Origin of the sequence: Phaeovulum molybdatiresistens (genome assembly GCF_023544865.1) — a bacterium.
In the GTDB taxonomy this organism is placed as follows: domain Bacteria; phylum Pseudomonadota; class Alphaproteobacteria; order Rhodobacterales; family Rhodobacteraceae; genus Pontitalea.
Window position 1 is genome coordinate 1 of record NZ_JAMJFX010000009.1, and the last position, 12691, is coordinate 12691.

Here is a 12691-nt window from a genome sequence, read left to right on the forward strand (position 1 = left end):
ATGGGTCTGCTCATGCCCTCCAGCTACCACACTGGATTCACGAGATGAATCCCCCACGGGTTTTGTGCAACAGAGCCGCGGTGCGACGACAACTCGCCTGCGGCGCCAGATCGAATGATGGCGCCGTGCAGGTGCTATTTCGCCAGATTTCCGCGGCCCGCGCGCGATCCATCGGCGGCAGCCCGCCGGATCGGCGGGGTTCGGGGCGGATGTGACAGCATGGCCTGGCGTGCGGGGAAGGCGTTCGCATCCGACTTCGTGTAGACTGCGATGTCCTTGTCTCCGCATACGTCAATGACATAGCCGCAAGACCGTTCAGCGGACCGCTGGAAGGTGATGGGCGACCCTTGCCCGTCAGGCGCAGGTAGATGCCGACAGCCTTTGAGAGCTTCACGCTGGCCGCTATGGACGCCGTAGGTGCGATCGGCAGCGCGGAAGGAGCCGCGCCGCCTTTCCCAGCCATGCGGAGCATGTGCTTCCCCGGCAGATCGTTGTCGGTGATTCTGAGGTAGCACCAATACTCGTCGAGCTTCTGGGCAGCCCGAATGGCGCGAGAAGCAGCTACTTTGACCGACCGCGTTCACAAAGAAAATGAGATTTTCGGTGATGTGTAATGGTGCCGAAGGTCGTTCGGAACCCGTCTTGCGAAGGAGTAGACCCCGTCCTTCACAAATGAATGGGGTGCAGTTTTGTTCTCCGCCACGTTCTACGCTCGCTCTATCCAAAGACAAAGCTGAGGCCAATCAATGGTTTAGAGTTCAAAGTGGTGCCGGAGAAGGGACTCGAACCCCCGACCCTCGACTTACAAGATCGCCGCTCTACCAACTGAGCTACACCGGCCAACCACAAGGTTCAGATAAATCGCCCGCCCCGCGCGCGCAAGCCCCCGCGCGTCCCCGCCCCCCGATCCTGCCTGCCTTCGGCTTTGCAAAAATATCCTCCGGGGGTCCGGGGGTGGAAAACCCCCGGTCGCGCCGTCTGCAGGCCACGCAAGGTCCGCGACCTCACCCCCGCGCGGGCTGGCCCCGATTGGTCCGCGCCAGAATCGCCACCGCGACCAGCCCCACCACCATCACCAAAAGCGCGGCCGGCGAGGCATCGCCCAGGTTTTCCAGGCTCGCCTTTTCATGCACCCGCGTCGCCAGCGTCTCATAGTTGAACGGCCGCAACAGCATCGTCGCCGGCAATTCCTTGACGCAATCGACAAAGACCAGCAGCAGCGCCGACCCGACCGAACCCTTCATCAGCGGCAGATAGACCTCGCGCAGGGCGCCGCCGGCGGTGCGGCCCAGCGACCGCGCGGCCATCGGCAAGGACGGTGACACTCGGCCAAAGGCGGTATCGGCCGCCCCCTGCGCGATGGCAAAGAACCGCACCACATAGGCCAGCACGATTGCCGCCGCCGACCCGGTCAGCAACAGCCCCGGATCATGCCCGGTCAGCGCCAGGATCAGATCAGCCAGGCGGTGATCCAGCGCCGCCAGCGGCAGCAGGATGCCCACCGCCAGCACCGCCCCCGGCGCGGCATAGCCCAGCGTGGTAAAAGGCAACACCAACCGCGGCAGCTGCCGTCCGGTCATCCGCACGCCATAAACCATGAACAGCGCCGCCAGCACCGTCAGCACCGCCGCCGTACCGCCCACCGCCACCGTATGCCACAGCGCGCGGCTCAGCCCCGGGCCGAACCAGCCATCCGGATTGGCCAGCGCATGCGCCCCCATCACCGCAACCGGCAGCACAAAGCCCAAGGCGAAGGGCAGCGCGCAGGCCAGCATCGCGGCCCATCCCGCAAGGCCGCGCAGGGACTGGCGCGCAATCGGGCGCGGCTGGCGGGCCGATTGGTAATAACGCGAATTCTTGCGGCTGACCTTTTCCAGCGCCAGCAGCGCAAAGACCACGCCCAGGATCACCCCCGCGATCTGCGCCGCGCCCCCGGCATTGCCGGCCTCAAGCCAGGTGGTAAAGATCCCCGTGGTCAGCGTCTGCACCCCGAAATAATCCACCACGCCATAATCGGCCACCGTCTCCATCATGGCGATGGCCGCCCCCGCCGCGATGGCCGGGCGCGCCAGCGGCAGGCCCACCCGCCAGAACAGGCCCAGCGGCCCCGCGCCCAGGGCCCGGGCCACCTCATAGCTGCCGCCCGATTGTTCGCGAAAGGCCGCGCGCGCCAGCAGATAGACATAAGGATACAGCGCCGCCGCCAGCACGATCACCGCCGCCGCGCGCGAACGCACCGGCGGAAACCAGTAATCGCGCGCCGAGGCCCAGCCAAAGGTCTCGCGCAGGGCGATCTGCACCGGGCCGGAATAATCCAGGAAATCCACCAGCGCATAGGCCCCCACATATGCCGGGATCGCCAGCGGCAGCAGCAGCAGCCATTCCAGCACCCCCGACAGCGGAAAGCGATACATCGTGATCAGCCAGGCCGCCCCCGCCCCCACCATCGCCGACAGAATGCCCACGCCCCCCGCCAGGATCGCCGTATTCACCAGATAGCGCGGCAGCGCGGTCGCCATCAGATGCGGCCAGATGTTTTCCGACGGGTTCGCCGCGACCCACAGCACCGCCAGGATCGGCGCGACGATCAGCGCCGCAATCACCAGCGCGCCCGCCGACCAAAGCCCGCTGCCGGACTGGCGCAACCCCTGCGTGGCGGCGCCCGCGCGCGCCAGTGATTGACTGTTTTTCTTGGTCATCATGCAAGTGGGTTACAGCAAAGCCATTTGCCTGTCCAGAAAGGCCCCTGTAAGACTTTGCCGAACAGTAGGGTATATGTCATGCAGGTTGTATTCCACCTTGGCGCACACGCAACGGATGAAGACCGGCTGGTCCGCGCGTTGTTGCGCAATGCCGATACGCTCAATGCCGATGACATCGCGGTGCCCGCGCCCTCACGCTATCGCATGGCGCTGCGCGATGCGCTGGTCGCGCTGAAGGGCGACCCCGCCCCGGCCGATGTGCAGACCCGTCTGCTGACCGGCGCCATCGACCGCGACCCGCCGCGCCGGATCGTGTTCAGCCATGACTTTTTCCTCTGCGTGCCCCAGCGCGTCATCCTGCCGCAGGGGTTTTACAGCATGGCGCCGGGCAAGTTCGCGCCGCTGGCCAACCTGTTCCCCGAGGCCCGGACCGAATTTCACCTGGCGCTGATCAACCCCGCCACGCTGATCCCCGCCCTGCTGGGACGGATTGAGGGGGCAAGCTATGAAACCCTGATGGCGGGGCATGATCCGCGCGCGCTACGCTGGGCGCCGGTGGTGCGGCGCATGGTCGAAGCGGCGGCGGGCCGGCGCTTTGTGATCTGGTGCCACGAAGATACGCCGCTGATCTGGCCCGAGGTGATGCGATCCGTCGCCGGCCTGCCGCCCGAGGCGCCGCTGCGGGGCGATTTCACCATCCTGTCGACGATCATGTCCCAGGCCGGGATGAAGCGCCTGCGCGCCTATCTGGCCAGCCATCCGCCGAAAACCATCGCCCGGCGGCGGCGGATCATCAGCGCCTTCCTGGACAAGTTCGCCCTGCCCGACCAGATCGAACTGGCCCTGCCTTTCCCGGGCTGGGACGAGGCACTGGTCGAGGAGATCACCGCCGCCTATGAGGCCGATTGCGCCGAAATCGCGGCCCTGCCCGGGGTCGAATTCATCACCCCCTGAGGCGCGACCGCGACGGGGGGCGCCGGACGCTCAGGCCCGGCGCAACCGGGTCAGGCCATGCCCAGCGCGGCCTTGTAGATATCCAGAATCGCCTCTTCTTCGGCCAGATCATTCTTGTCGCGCTTGCGCATGCCGATGATCTTTTTCATCACCTTGGTGTCATAGCCGCGGGCCTTGGCCTCGGACATGATATCCTTCTGCTGTTCGGTGATGTCCTTTTTCTCGGCCTCAAGATGTTCATATTGCTCGATGAACTGGCGCAGTTCGTCGGCGGCGACATTGTAGGTGGCATCGCTGGGCATGTCGGTCCTCTTTCACGGGCGCATCGCTTTGGCCCCCTGACTAGACGGTCATCGGCCGGTCTTCAAGAAGATGCCGCCCTTGCCATGCGCGGGGCTTCGCGCTAGGCGGCAAGGATCGGCACAATTGGGTGAGGACGGGGCATGGACGGGCTGATCTGGACGGGCGCGGCGGTTTCGGTCGCGGGCTTGGCGGGGATTGTCTGGTGCATCCTTGCCGTCACCCGGGCCAAGCGCGCGGGGCTGAACGATGCCGCGCTGCGCGCGCGCCTGCAGCGGGTGGTGGCGATCAACCTGGCGGCGCTGTTCGTGTCGGTCTTGGGGCTGATGATGGTCGTGATCGGCGTCGTGCTGCGCTAGCGCCCCGCCGGGCCATCGCGCAGGGCCATCGCTCAGGCCAGGCTAAGGTCGCCAAACCGCTTGCCATTGCGGATCAGCACATCCCACAGCGTGACGGGCGCGGGTGCGCCTTCCGCCTCGGCCAGCGCGCGCAACAGCTTGCGCGTGGCCAGAAGGCCCGCCTGGTCGGCCTGAAACAGCGGCCCGCCCAGATGATCGGGAAAACCCAGGCCCAGAATCGCCGCCAAGTCGATATCGCTGGCGCGATGTGCGGCACCTTCCTGCAGCAGGGCGGCGCCCTCGGCGGCCATTTCGGCCCACAGCCGGGCGCGCAGCGTGGCCGGCGGCAGGCGGCGCGCGACCACCCCGGCCTCGCGCCGGACGGCCTCCAGCAGCGCGTCCAGCCGCGGGGCGGGCACGGGCGGGGCGCCTTCGGGATGCAGATACAGCGCCGCCCCCGCCCCCTGCTGCGCCAGCGCCAGAAGCCCCGGGTCACGCCCGCCACGCCGGATCGCCGTGGCCAGACGGCCCGGACCGATGCGATCGACGCGCGCCAGCGGCCCCTGCGCCAGGCCCAGTGCGATCAGCGCCTGATCCACCTGCAGCGGCGCCGCCCCCGCGATCACCGCACGTTCCGCCGCGGCCAGCAACGCCGCCTCCAGCCGTGCCAGAATGCCCACGCCCGCCGCCGCGCCCAAGATAACCGCGCCCGGTTCCAGCGCCAAAAGCCCGTGCGCCAGCGCCACCGCAGCAGGCGCCGCCTGATCGCTGGCCGCAACTTCGCAAAACGCCCCGCCCCGGCGCAGCCCCAGAACCGGGCCCGCCGCCTGCGCGCCTTCCAGCACCAGAACCGTCGCCGGGCCGCACAGCGCGCGCAGCCCCGCCGCGGTTTCGGCCCGCGCCTGCGCCGGGCCGCCCAGCCCCGCCACGATCAACGCGGGCGCATCGCCCCCCGCCGCGCGCAGGCCCGCCGGTTCGGTCGCAGCCCCCAGCCGGCCCCAATCGGCCTCGCGCCGGGCGGGGTCCAGTCGGCCCGCTTGCACCGCGGTTTCCTGCGCCATGGCAATGCGCGCAAAGGCCTGCTGCAAGCGTTCGGGGGCCGAGGCGCCCAGAACCACCTCATGGCCCGCGCCGATCAGCGCCAGCGCCAGCGTCTCGGGCTGATCCCACAGAGCCACGCGCAGCGGCGGCTGCAGATCGGGCCGGGGCGCCGACGCCACCGCCCCGGGCAGATGCGCAGCCCGGCGGCGCGCGGCCGCGGCATGGCGCAGGCCCTGCGCCACCGCGCCCCCGGCCAGATCGGCAAAGGCGACCTCTTCGTAGTCCAGCGCCTCATCCAGCGGCAGCAACAGCGCGGCCTCGGCGCAATCGGCACGCCGGCCTGCAGCCTCGGCCAGCGGGCCCGGCGCGATGCGCGCGCGCGCCTGCGCCACCGCCGCAAGCCCCGCCGCCGGATCGGCCAGGCCCGCATCAGGGCCGCGGCCCAGCGGCAGGCCATTACCCAAAAGCCCGCGCGCCAGAGCCACGGGATCGGCAGCCTCGGCCGACAGAACGGCATCGCAAAGGCCAAGGCCCAGCGCGTGCTGCGCGGGGATCGGCCCCTGAACATGATTGCACAGCGCCAGCGCCGCCCCCGGCCCCGCCCGGCGCGCCAGCCGCACCAGCCCGCCCGCCGCAGGCAACAGGCCCAAGTCGAACTCGGGCGCAAGGAAGGTGGTCCCGGTCAGCGCCACGCGCAGCCGCGCCGCCTGCGCCAGCGCCAGCGCACCGCCCGCCACCTGCCCCGACAACAGCGCGATCACCGGCACCTGCGCCCCCGCAAGCCCCCCGGCCAGCGCCCGCAGGCCCGGCGCGCCGGGGACATCGTCATAATCCCCGGCCACATCCACCGCGACCGGCCAGCCCGCGCTGGCGCATAGCACAACCGCCCGGGCACCCGGCGCGGCAAGCGTCTCTGCCAAGGCAGCGCCAAGCGCGGCCCGCAGCGGCGCGCCAAAGCCCGCGTCAGGACGGCCCGCCAGCACCGACAGGTCGATCACCGCGACCCCTTCGGTCATTCGAAACCCGCCTTGCACGGTCATCTCCACTCGCCCCTTGCGCGCCCATCCCATTGCCGGGGCCCGAGTTTACGGCCAAATCGGCACAAGGCAACGCCCCGAAGGCCGATTTGGCACGGGGCGTGCACAGGCCGCGACCCCATGGTTAACGGCGGGGATCAGCGGCGGTCAATGCGCGGCAGCGTGATCGCGGCAAAAGGGGGTGCCGGGCAGCACGTCCAGCCGCTCCTCGGCGATGCGTGCGCCGCAGGTGACGCAAAACCCGTATTCCCCCTCGATGATGCGCTGAAGCGCCGCGTCGATCATGCGGATCTCGGCCTGCGCCGCATGGCCCAGATCTTCCAGAACCTCATCCTGTTCGCGTTCGGTGGCCAGCTCTTCCCAGTCCTTTTCCTGATGCTGGTCCAGCTCAGAATCGATGCTTTGCATGCGCTGTGTCAGCTGGGCGCGGCGGGTTTCCAATTCGGCCTTGCGGGTTTCTACGGATTTCATCGCAATCTCCTGTCGATCCTGTCCATTTAGGCATAGCACCCCCACGCAGCCTTGATACAGGTCAAAGCGGACCCGCCTTGAGATTGTCCGCCCCCCGCCTGTATCCTGCCCCCGCGCAAGGGAGCGCCGGCGTCCCCGCCGGCTGCGCGCGAATTGGGAGAAAGCATGGAACAAGACTGGATCTGGGGCCTTGTCGGCGGCCTGATGATTGGGGCGGCGGCGGGCCTGTATCTGCTGGTGAACGGCCGCATCATGGGGGCAAGCGGCATTCTGGGCGGGCTGGTGGACGGCACCGGGCGGCGCGAGGGCGCCGAGCGGCTGGCCTTTCTGGTCGGCGTCATCGCGGTGCCGCCGATTCTGGTGCCGCTTTATACGGTCGTGGACACGCATATCACGTCGAATGCGGTGGTGATCGTGCTGGCGGGCCTGCTGGTGGGCGTAGGGACGCGGATCGCCAATGGCTGCACCTCGGGGCACGGGGTCTGCGGCATGTCGCGCTTTTCGCTGCGTGGCTTCGTGGCCACGGTGTTCTACCTGCTGGGCGGCGGTCTGGCGCTGGTGCTGGGGCGCCATGTTCTGGGGGTGATCTGATGCGCAACCTGTTCGCCTTTATCGCCGGGGGGCTGTTCGGCGCGGGGCTTCTGGTCTCGGGCATGGTGGATACGACCAAGGTGCAGGGCTGGCTTGACGTGTTCGGCGCCTGGGACCCGACGCTTGCCTTTGTCATGGGGGGCGCAGTGGTGCCCATGGTCTTTGTCTGGCGCCTGGCGGACCGGCGCGGGCGCGCGGTGCTGGGCGATCCGATCCCGCGACCGCAGCCGCCTCTGGTGGACCGCAACCTTGTGGTGGGGTCGCTGCTGTTCGGGGCGGGCTGGGGCATCGCGGGGCTGTGCCCGGGACCGGCGCTGGCACAGCTGAGCTTTGGTGGCTGGCAGGGCGCGCTGTTCGTGGCCGCCATGGTGGCCGGGATGGCGGTTGCGCCTAGCCTGCGCGGCCTGCTGGACCGGGTCGACCGCCCCATGCCGCAGCAGGACGCCTGACCCCGGGGCGACCAGACAGGCGGACGCGCCGCGCCGCCCTGTCTGGCCAGCCCTGCCCGGGCGCGGCACCCTGCGCCTAGAAGGCCGAACCCATGCGCAGCGGCGCCAGCCCCGCCCCGTCATCCAACGGGGCCGGATCAAGCCCCCCAGCCAGCGGGTCGAGGCCCCCGGCAAGGCCGGGCATGTCCGCCCCGAAGTTGGCAGGCGAGGGCAGGTCCAGATCGAAGCTGCGCGCCTCATTGCGGGCATTTTCGGACAGGAACCCGGGCGGCGAGGTCGCCATCCGGGCCGAGGGCCGGGGCATCGGTGCCAGCGTCGCGCCCGATGCCTCGGGGCTATCGGCGCCCGGGTCTTCCTCACCCGTCTCGCAGCGCGGCACCACGCGTAATGCCCGCATCCCGCGCGCCTGGCCCAGCCGCCCGCCCGCGACATGGCGCCCGCCGCTGCCTTCCAGGCGCAGCGATTCCAGCGCATCGCCCGGCAAGGGGATATCCATGCCCACCCGCAGCGACAGCACCGCCGACAGCGGCACGGTCATGCGATGCAAAACCGCGTTCAGCGTCACCGGCGCGGCCAGGACCGAGCGTTCCATCTGCGTCTGCCACTGCGCCTGCGCATCGATTGCATCGGGGGCATCGCCCCCCAGCACCGGGTCCGCCCCCCCGCGCCGGGCCACCGCAATCCGGTCCGGCCCCGGGCCGCGGCCCTGCGCGGGAACCGCCCAAAGAAACCCCGCCTCACGCTCACCGCCCGCGCCCAGGCGCAGCTGCGCCCGGTAGACGCGATAGGACACATCTTCCAGCAAAAGGCCCAGCGGGCGCGGATCATCCAGGAATGAGGCATAGCGGAACCCACCCGCCCAGGTGATCGCCTCATCCGCCGCAAGCGATTCTTCCACCGCGGCCAGCACCGTGTCGATGAAATCGGCCGACATCGTCGCATCGGTCCGCGTCGGGCGGCGGGCGGGCGGGGCATGGGCGGACAGCCGGCCCATCGTCTGCGCCTCGATCAGGGCCGACATCATCCGCGGCGGCAGCGCCACCAGGCCCAGCCCTTCGCCCGGGCCTTCGACCATCGCCAGCAGGGACAGGTCTTCCAGCGCCTCGGGTAGGTCCGACAGCGTCATGCGCGTTTCCTTCAGATCGACCACCTGCGCGGCCAGGTTCAGCCGGTCCTGCGCCGCCCGCACCAGCGCCTGCGAAATTGCCCGATCCGGTGTCATCGGCGCCCCGGGCGGGGGCGGCTTGCCCGCCTCGGCCTTCTTGCGCAACACCGTATGAAGCCTGTCGCTGGTCATCCGTCTGGTCCCGTCTTCGCCCCCGCAAGCCCCCGACAGGGGCCTTTTCCGAAGGGATCGCAGATCAAGGTTTAGAAATCGTTGCCAACTGTTCGTTTTCCGTTCCGGCCTACACGCCCGGATCGGCCCCCGCCGCCCCCTCGCGCCGGCGCAGCGGCAGGGTCACGCGAAAGGCCGCGCCCCCCTGCCCGGGCACATAATCGATGGTGCCGCCCAGGTTCACCATGATCTCACGGCAGATCGCCAGACCCAGCCCCGCGCCCCCCGCCTTCGACGTATCCGTCAGGCGCGAGAATTTCTCAAAGATCAGGCCTTGCGCCTTTTTCGGGATGCCGGACCCGTTGTCGATGAAATCCACCTGCACGCGGTTGGCGCGCTTCTTGACCTCGATGCGCAGCACGGGGCGGTCGGCGTCACAGTATTTGCGCGCGTTTGAAATAAGGTTGATGAACACCTGCACCAGCCGGTCGGCATCGGTAAAGACCGGCATGTGTTCGGCGGTGAAATCGCGTTCAATCCGGAACGGGCGTTCCGCGCGCGAGGATGAGGCCGCCGTGACCGCGCGGCTGATCAGATCATGCAGGTTGGCCACGGTGATGTTCAGCTGCGCCTTGCGGTTTTCCAGCACGCTGAGGTCCAGAAGATCATCCAACAGCCGGGTCAGGCGGCGGGCCTCTTCGTGGATGATCTCGGCATATTGGGCGCGCATCGGTTCGGGCAGGTCGGGTTCCATCAGAATCTCGGAAAACGCCCGGATCGAGGTCATCGGTGTGCGCAGTTCATGGCTGATCTGGCCCAGGAAGGCATCCTTCTGCACCGACAGCTCGGTCAGCTTGTCATTGGCCTCGCGCAGCGCGCGCGCGGTGCGGGCCAGTTCCTCGGACTTGGCTTCCAGCTGGGCGGAATATTCCTTGATCTCGGCGGCCTCGCCCGCCACCGCGATCAAATCCTGCACCGACACACTGGCCCCGCCCGACAGCTGCGCGATCATCGCATGGGCCGTCGCCGCCCCGACCGAGCCCGCCAGCTGGCGTTCCAGCCGGGCGATGAAATCAGGCGTGGTGTCGGGCAGAAAGCCCGCCTTGCCCTGCGCGGCCGCCTCGGCCTGAAAGAATCGCTGCGCCTCATCCGCGCCCAGGATGCGCTGGGACATCGACAGCAGATCCTCGGCCTCGGCCTGGCCGCGCGACCAGCTGCGCGCACCGGGCGCCTGATCGAAGATGTTGACGAAGGCCACGCCCTGAAGCCGCTCCATCGGGCCGGGGAAGGAAAACAGCGACACCCCCAAGAAGGCCGCCGTGTTCAGCAAAAGCGACCAGAACAGCGCATGCAGCAAGGGGTCCAGCTCCTCGATCCCGAAAAGCGCGCGCGGACGCAGCCAGCCGATGCCAAAGGGCCCCTCGGCGAGGACGGCGGCGGAAATCAGGCCATCTTCCCCAAAAGACGGCAGGAACAGCGTGTAAAGCCAGATCGCAAAGCCCAGGCACAGCCCCGCGATCGCGCCCGACCGCGTGCCCCCGCGCCAGAAGATGCCGCCGATCATCGCCGGCAGCACCTGCGCGGTGCCCACAAAGGCGATCAGCCCGATCGCCGCCAGCGCCGCCGACCCGCCCGACAGGCGAAAATAGCCATAGCCCATCGCCAGCACCACCGCGATCGACAGCCGCCGCGACATCAGCACCAGCCCGCGCACATCCCCCGGCGCGCGCGCCGATCCCACCCGCAACGCCAGCCACAGCGGCGTGACGATATGGTTCGACACCATCGTCGCCAGCGCAATCGCCGCCACGATTACCATCGAGGTGGCCGAGGAAAACCCGCCCAGAAAGGCCAGCAGCGCCAGCCCCCCCTCGCCCGCGGCCAGCGGCAACGTCAGCACGAACAGGTCCGGGTTGGTGCCCGGCGGCATAAGTTCCAGCCCGACCACCGCGATCGGCACGACAAACAGGCTCATCAACATCATATAGGCGGGAAAGGCCCAGCTGGCGGTGGCCAGATGGCGTTCGTCGGTGTTTTCGACCACCATCACCTGAAACATCCGCGGCAGGGTCAGGATGGCCGCGGCGGACACGAAGGTCAGCCCCGCCCAGCGGCCCGGCTGCAAGCGCCAATCCGAAATCGCCGAGGCATCGATGCGCGCCAGCACATCCGCCACACCCCCTGCCAGCCCCCAGACCACGAAGATCCCCACCGCCAGCAGCGCCACCAGCTTCATCACCGCTTCCAGCGCGATCGCCATGACCACGCCGTGATGGCGTTCGTTGGCATCCAGGTTGCGCGTGCCGAACAGGATGGTGAACAGCGCCAGCCCCCCCGCCAGCCACAGCGCCGTCGCCCCCTGATCGGGCAGCGCCCAGCCCAGCGGCGCATCGGCGGCAAAGACCCCGAAGCTGAGCGTGACCGATTGCAGCTGCAGCGCGATATAGGGCGTGTAGGACGCAACCGCCATCAGCGTGACGATCACCCCCAGGGTGTTCGACTTGCCATAGCGGCTTGAAATCAGATCCGCGATCGAGGTCACCCGCTGCGCCCGGCCAATCCGCACCAGCTTGCGCAGGATCCACCACCAGCCGACAAAGACCAGCGTCGGGCCCAGATAGATCGTGACGAATTCCAGCCCCGAACGCGCCGCATAGCCCACCGCGCCGTAAAAGGTCCAGGCGGTGCAATAGATCGACAGCGACAGCGTATAGACGATGGGGCTGCGCAAAAACCGCACGCGCTTGCCGCGCATCTCGCGCCGCTCGACCTCAAAGGCCACCGCGAACAGGATGATCACATAGACCAGACAGACCGCGACCAGAACGTTGAAGGGCATCGCCTAGCCCCCCGGTCCATTGCTGCCCTCGGGAACCTCTTCATCCTCAAGCGCGGGGCCCAGCGCGCGTGAAAGCCCAAAGGCCGCCAGGATCAGAAAAAGCCAGACCGCGAACAGATAAATGGTGCCGCGCGCTGTATCGGGCTCGGGCGTCTGGGCGGGTTGCCACAGGGTGGGCAGCATCACCAGCACCGCCCCCAGCAGCGGCAACAGGCGCACCGCATCCATCATCCGCCGCCGCCGGTAGGACCGGCGCGCCAGGAACAGCGGCTGACCGGTCGCCGGCATCTCAGGCGGGCTCGCCGTCGGCCAGCGCGCGCACGGCGGCCAGCACATCGGCATTGGCAAAGGGCTTGGACAGAAAGGCGCTGGCCCCGGCGCGCGCGGCCGCGTCGCGGTCACGCTGCTGGCCGCGCGCGGTCAGCATCAGCACCGGCAACGCCGCAAAGCGCGCATCGGCGCGCAGATCGGACAGGATTTCCAACCCCGACCGACCCGGCAACATCAGATCCAGGATCACCACATCGGGGGGCGCCGCGGCAATCGCCGCCATCGCCGTCAGCCCATCGTGCTGCAGCGACACCTGCCAGCCCGCGCGCGACAGGATGAACCGGATCGCCTCGGCGATATGCGGCTCATCCTCGATCAGAAGCACATGCCTGCCCGACATTCTGCGCTATCTCCTCTTCCCCG

13 protein-coding genes and 1 tRNA gene are annotated in these 12691 nt (G+C 68.8%); 4 read left to right on the top strand and 10 right to left on the bottom strand.

Annotated features, from left to right (window positions below):
- Positions 1 to 580 precede the first annotated feature (580 nt).
- From MXB90_RS17845 to MXB90_RS08120, 3 genes are all read right to left on the bottom strand, one after another.
- The gene (locus MXB90_RS17845) at positions 581 to 703 is read right to left on the bottom strand and encodes a DUF6538 domain-containing protein (RefSeq protein ID WP_462982246.1); all 123 of its coding nucleotides are present in this window, start codon (positions 701 to 703) and stop codon (positions 581 to 583) included.
- Positions 704 to 764: 61 nt separating this feature from the next.
- Positions 765 to 840, bottom strand: a tRNA-Thr gene (locus tag MXB90_RS08115).
- Between the two features lie 164 nt (positions 841 to 1004).
- A complete protein-coding gene (locus MXB90_RS08120) occupies positions 1005 to 2699 on the bottom strand; it encodes an ABC transporter permease (protein WP_462982255.1) in 1695 nt (564 codons plus the stop codon).
- 81 nt (positions 2700 to 2780) lie between these two features.
- On the opposite strand from MXB90_RS08120, the gene MXB90_RS08125 reads away from it, so the two are divergent.
- Positions 2781 to 3656, top strand: a complete 876-nt coding sequence (locus MXB90_RS08125) for a hypothetical protein (protein ID WP_250043432.1) — start codon at positions 2781 to 2783, stop codon at positions 3654 to 3656.
- A gap of 50 nt (positions 3657 to 3706) precedes the next feature.
- Here the strand turns inward: MXB90_RS08125 and MXB90_RS08130 are convergent, their stop codons facing one another.
- On the bottom strand, positions 3707 to 3958 hold the full coding sequence (locus MXB90_RS08130) for a DUF2312 domain-containing protein (RefSeq protein ID WP_250043434.1): 252 nt from the start codon (positions 3956 to 3958) through the stop codon (positions 3707 to 3709).
- 141 nt (positions 3959 to 4099) lie between these two features.
- Here MXB90_RS08130 and MXB90_RS08135 point away from each other — a divergent pair, with 141 nt between their 5' ends.
- Positions 4100 to 4315: a hypothetical protein gene (locus tag MXB90_RS08135; protein ID WP_250043437.1), complete on the top strand. Its 216-nt coding sequence runs from the start codon at positions 4100 to 4102 to the stop codon at positions 4313 to 4315.
- Between the two features lie 32 nt (positions 4316 to 4347).
- Here the strand turns inward: MXB90_RS08135 and MXB90_RS08140 are convergent, their stop codons facing one another.
- Together MXB90_RS08140 and MXB90_RS08145 are read right to left on the bottom strand one after the other, a co-directional pair.
- Complete coding sequence (locus tag MXB90_RS08140; protein ID WP_250043440.1) at positions 4348 to 6351, bottom strand: enoyl-CoA hydratase-related protein; 2004 nt, start codon at positions 6349 to 6351, stop codon at positions 4348 to 4350.
- A 168-nt stretch (positions 6352 to 6519) separates the two neighbouring features.
- A complete protein-coding gene (locus MXB90_RS08145; protein ID WP_250043443.1) occupies positions 6520 to 6843 on the bottom strand; it encodes a TraR/DksA family transcriptional regulator in 324 nt (107 codons plus the stop codon).
- Positions 6844 to 7008: 165 nt separating this feature from the next.
- Here MXB90_RS08145 and MXB90_RS08150 point away from each other — a divergent pair, with 165 nt between their 5' ends.
- Together MXB90_RS08150 and MXB90_RS08155 are read left to right on the top strand one after the other, a co-directional pair.
- Positions 7009 to 7434: a YeeE/YedE family protein gene (locus MXB90_RS08150; protein ID WP_250043446.1), complete on the top strand. Its 426-nt coding sequence runs from the start codon at positions 7009 to 7011 to the stop codon at positions 7432 to 7434.
- Positions 7434 to 7883 carry a DUF6691 family protein gene (locus tag MXB90_RS08155; protein WP_250043449.1) on the top strand — a complete coding sequence of 150 codons (450 nt, stop codon included), beginning with the start codon at positions 7434 to 7436 and terminating at the stop codon, positions 7881 to 7883. The genes MXB90_RS08150 and MXB90_RS08155 overlap by 1 nt, the downstream gene beginning before the upstream one ends.
- A 76-nt stretch (positions 7884 to 7959) precedes the next feature.
- On the opposite strand, the gene MXB90_RS08160 is transcribed toward MXB90_RS08155, so the two are convergent.
- The 4 genes from MXB90_RS08160 to MXB90_RS08175 form a co-directional block, all read right to left on the bottom strand.
- The gene (locus MXB90_RS08160; RefSeq protein WP_250043452.1) at positions 7960 to 9180 is read right to left on the bottom strand and encodes a FliM/FliN family flagellar motor switch protein; all 1221 of its coding nucleotides are present in this window, start codon (positions 9178 to 9180) and stop codon (positions 7960 to 7962) included.
- A gap of 109 nt (positions 9181 to 9289) precedes the next feature.
- The gene (locus MXB90_RS08165; protein WP_250043455.1) at positions 9290 to 11998 is read right to left on the bottom strand and encodes an ATP-binding protein; all 2709 of its coding nucleotides are present in this window, start codon (positions 11996 to 11998) and stop codon (positions 9290 to 9292) included.
- 3 nt (positions 11999 to 12001) lie between these two features.
- Positions 12002 to 12286 (bottom strand): hypothetical protein, encoded by a 285-nt coding sequence (locus tag MXB90_RS08170; protein WP_250043457.1) that lies wholly within the window; start codon positions 12284 to 12286, stop codon positions 12002 to 12004.
- Position 12287: 1 nt separating this feature from the next.
- Positions 12288 to 12668: a response regulator transcription factor gene (locus tag MXB90_RS08175; RefSeq protein ID WP_250043459.1), complete on the bottom strand. Its 381-nt coding sequence runs from the start codon at positions 12666 to 12668 to the stop codon at positions 12288 to 12290.
- Positions 12669 to 12691: the final 23 nt, after the last annotated feature.

What these genes read in the sequence shown, in the direction of transcription:
- MXB90_RS08120 (WP_462982255.1), bottom strand. Translation starts at nt 2,699, where the DNA reads ATGACCAAGAAAAACAGTCAATCACTGGCGCGCGCGGGCGCCGCCACG.
- MXB90_RS08125 (WP_250043432.1), top strand. Translation starts at nt 2,781, where the DNA reads ATGCAGGTTGTATTCCACCTTGGCGCACACGCAACGGATGAAGACCGG.
- MXB90_RS08130 (WP_250043434.1), bottom strand. Translation starts at nt 3,958, where the DNA reads ATGCCCAGCGATGCCACCTACAATGTCGCCGCCGACGAACTGCGCCAG.
- MXB90_RS08135 (WP_250043437.1), top strand. Translation starts at nt 4,100, where the DNA reads ATGGACGGGCTGATCTGGACGGGCGCGGCGGTTTCGGTCGCGGGCTTG.
- MXB90_RS08140 (WP_250043440.1), bottom strand. Translation starts at nt 6,351, where the DNA reads ATGACCGAAGGGGTCGCGGTGATCGACCTGTCGGTGCTGGCGGGCCGT.
- MXB90_RS08145 (WP_250043443.1), bottom strand. Translation starts at nt 6,843, where the DNA reads ATGAAATCCGTAGAAACCCGCAAGGCCGAATTGGAAACCCGCCGCGCC.
- MXB90_RS08150 (WP_250043446.1), top strand. Translation starts at nt 7,009, where the DNA reads ATGGAACAAGACTGGATCTGGGGCCTTGTCGGCGGCCTGATGATTGGG.
- MXB90_RS08155 (WP_250043449.1), top strand. Translation starts at nt 7,434, where the DNA reads ATGCGCAACCTGTTCGCCTTTATCGCCGGGGGGCTGTTCGGCGCGGGG.
- MXB90_RS08160 (WP_250043452.1), bottom strand. Translation starts at nt 9,180, where the DNA reads ATGACCAGCGACAGGCTTCATACGGTGTTGCGCAAGAAGGCCGAGGCG.
- MXB90_RS08165 (WP_250043455.1), bottom strand. Translation starts at nt 11,998, where the DNA reads ATGCCCTTCAACGTTCTGGTCGCGGTCTGTCTGGTCTATGTGATCATC.
- MXB90_RS08170 (WP_250043457.1), bottom strand. Translation starts at nt 12,286, where the DNA reads ATGCCGGCGACCGGTCAGCCGCTGTTCCTGGCGCGCCGGTCCTACCGG.
- MXB90_RS08175 (WP_250043459.1), bottom strand. Translation starts at nt 12,668, where the DNA reads ATGTCGGGCAGGCATGTGCTTCTGATCGAGGATGAGCCGCATATCGCC.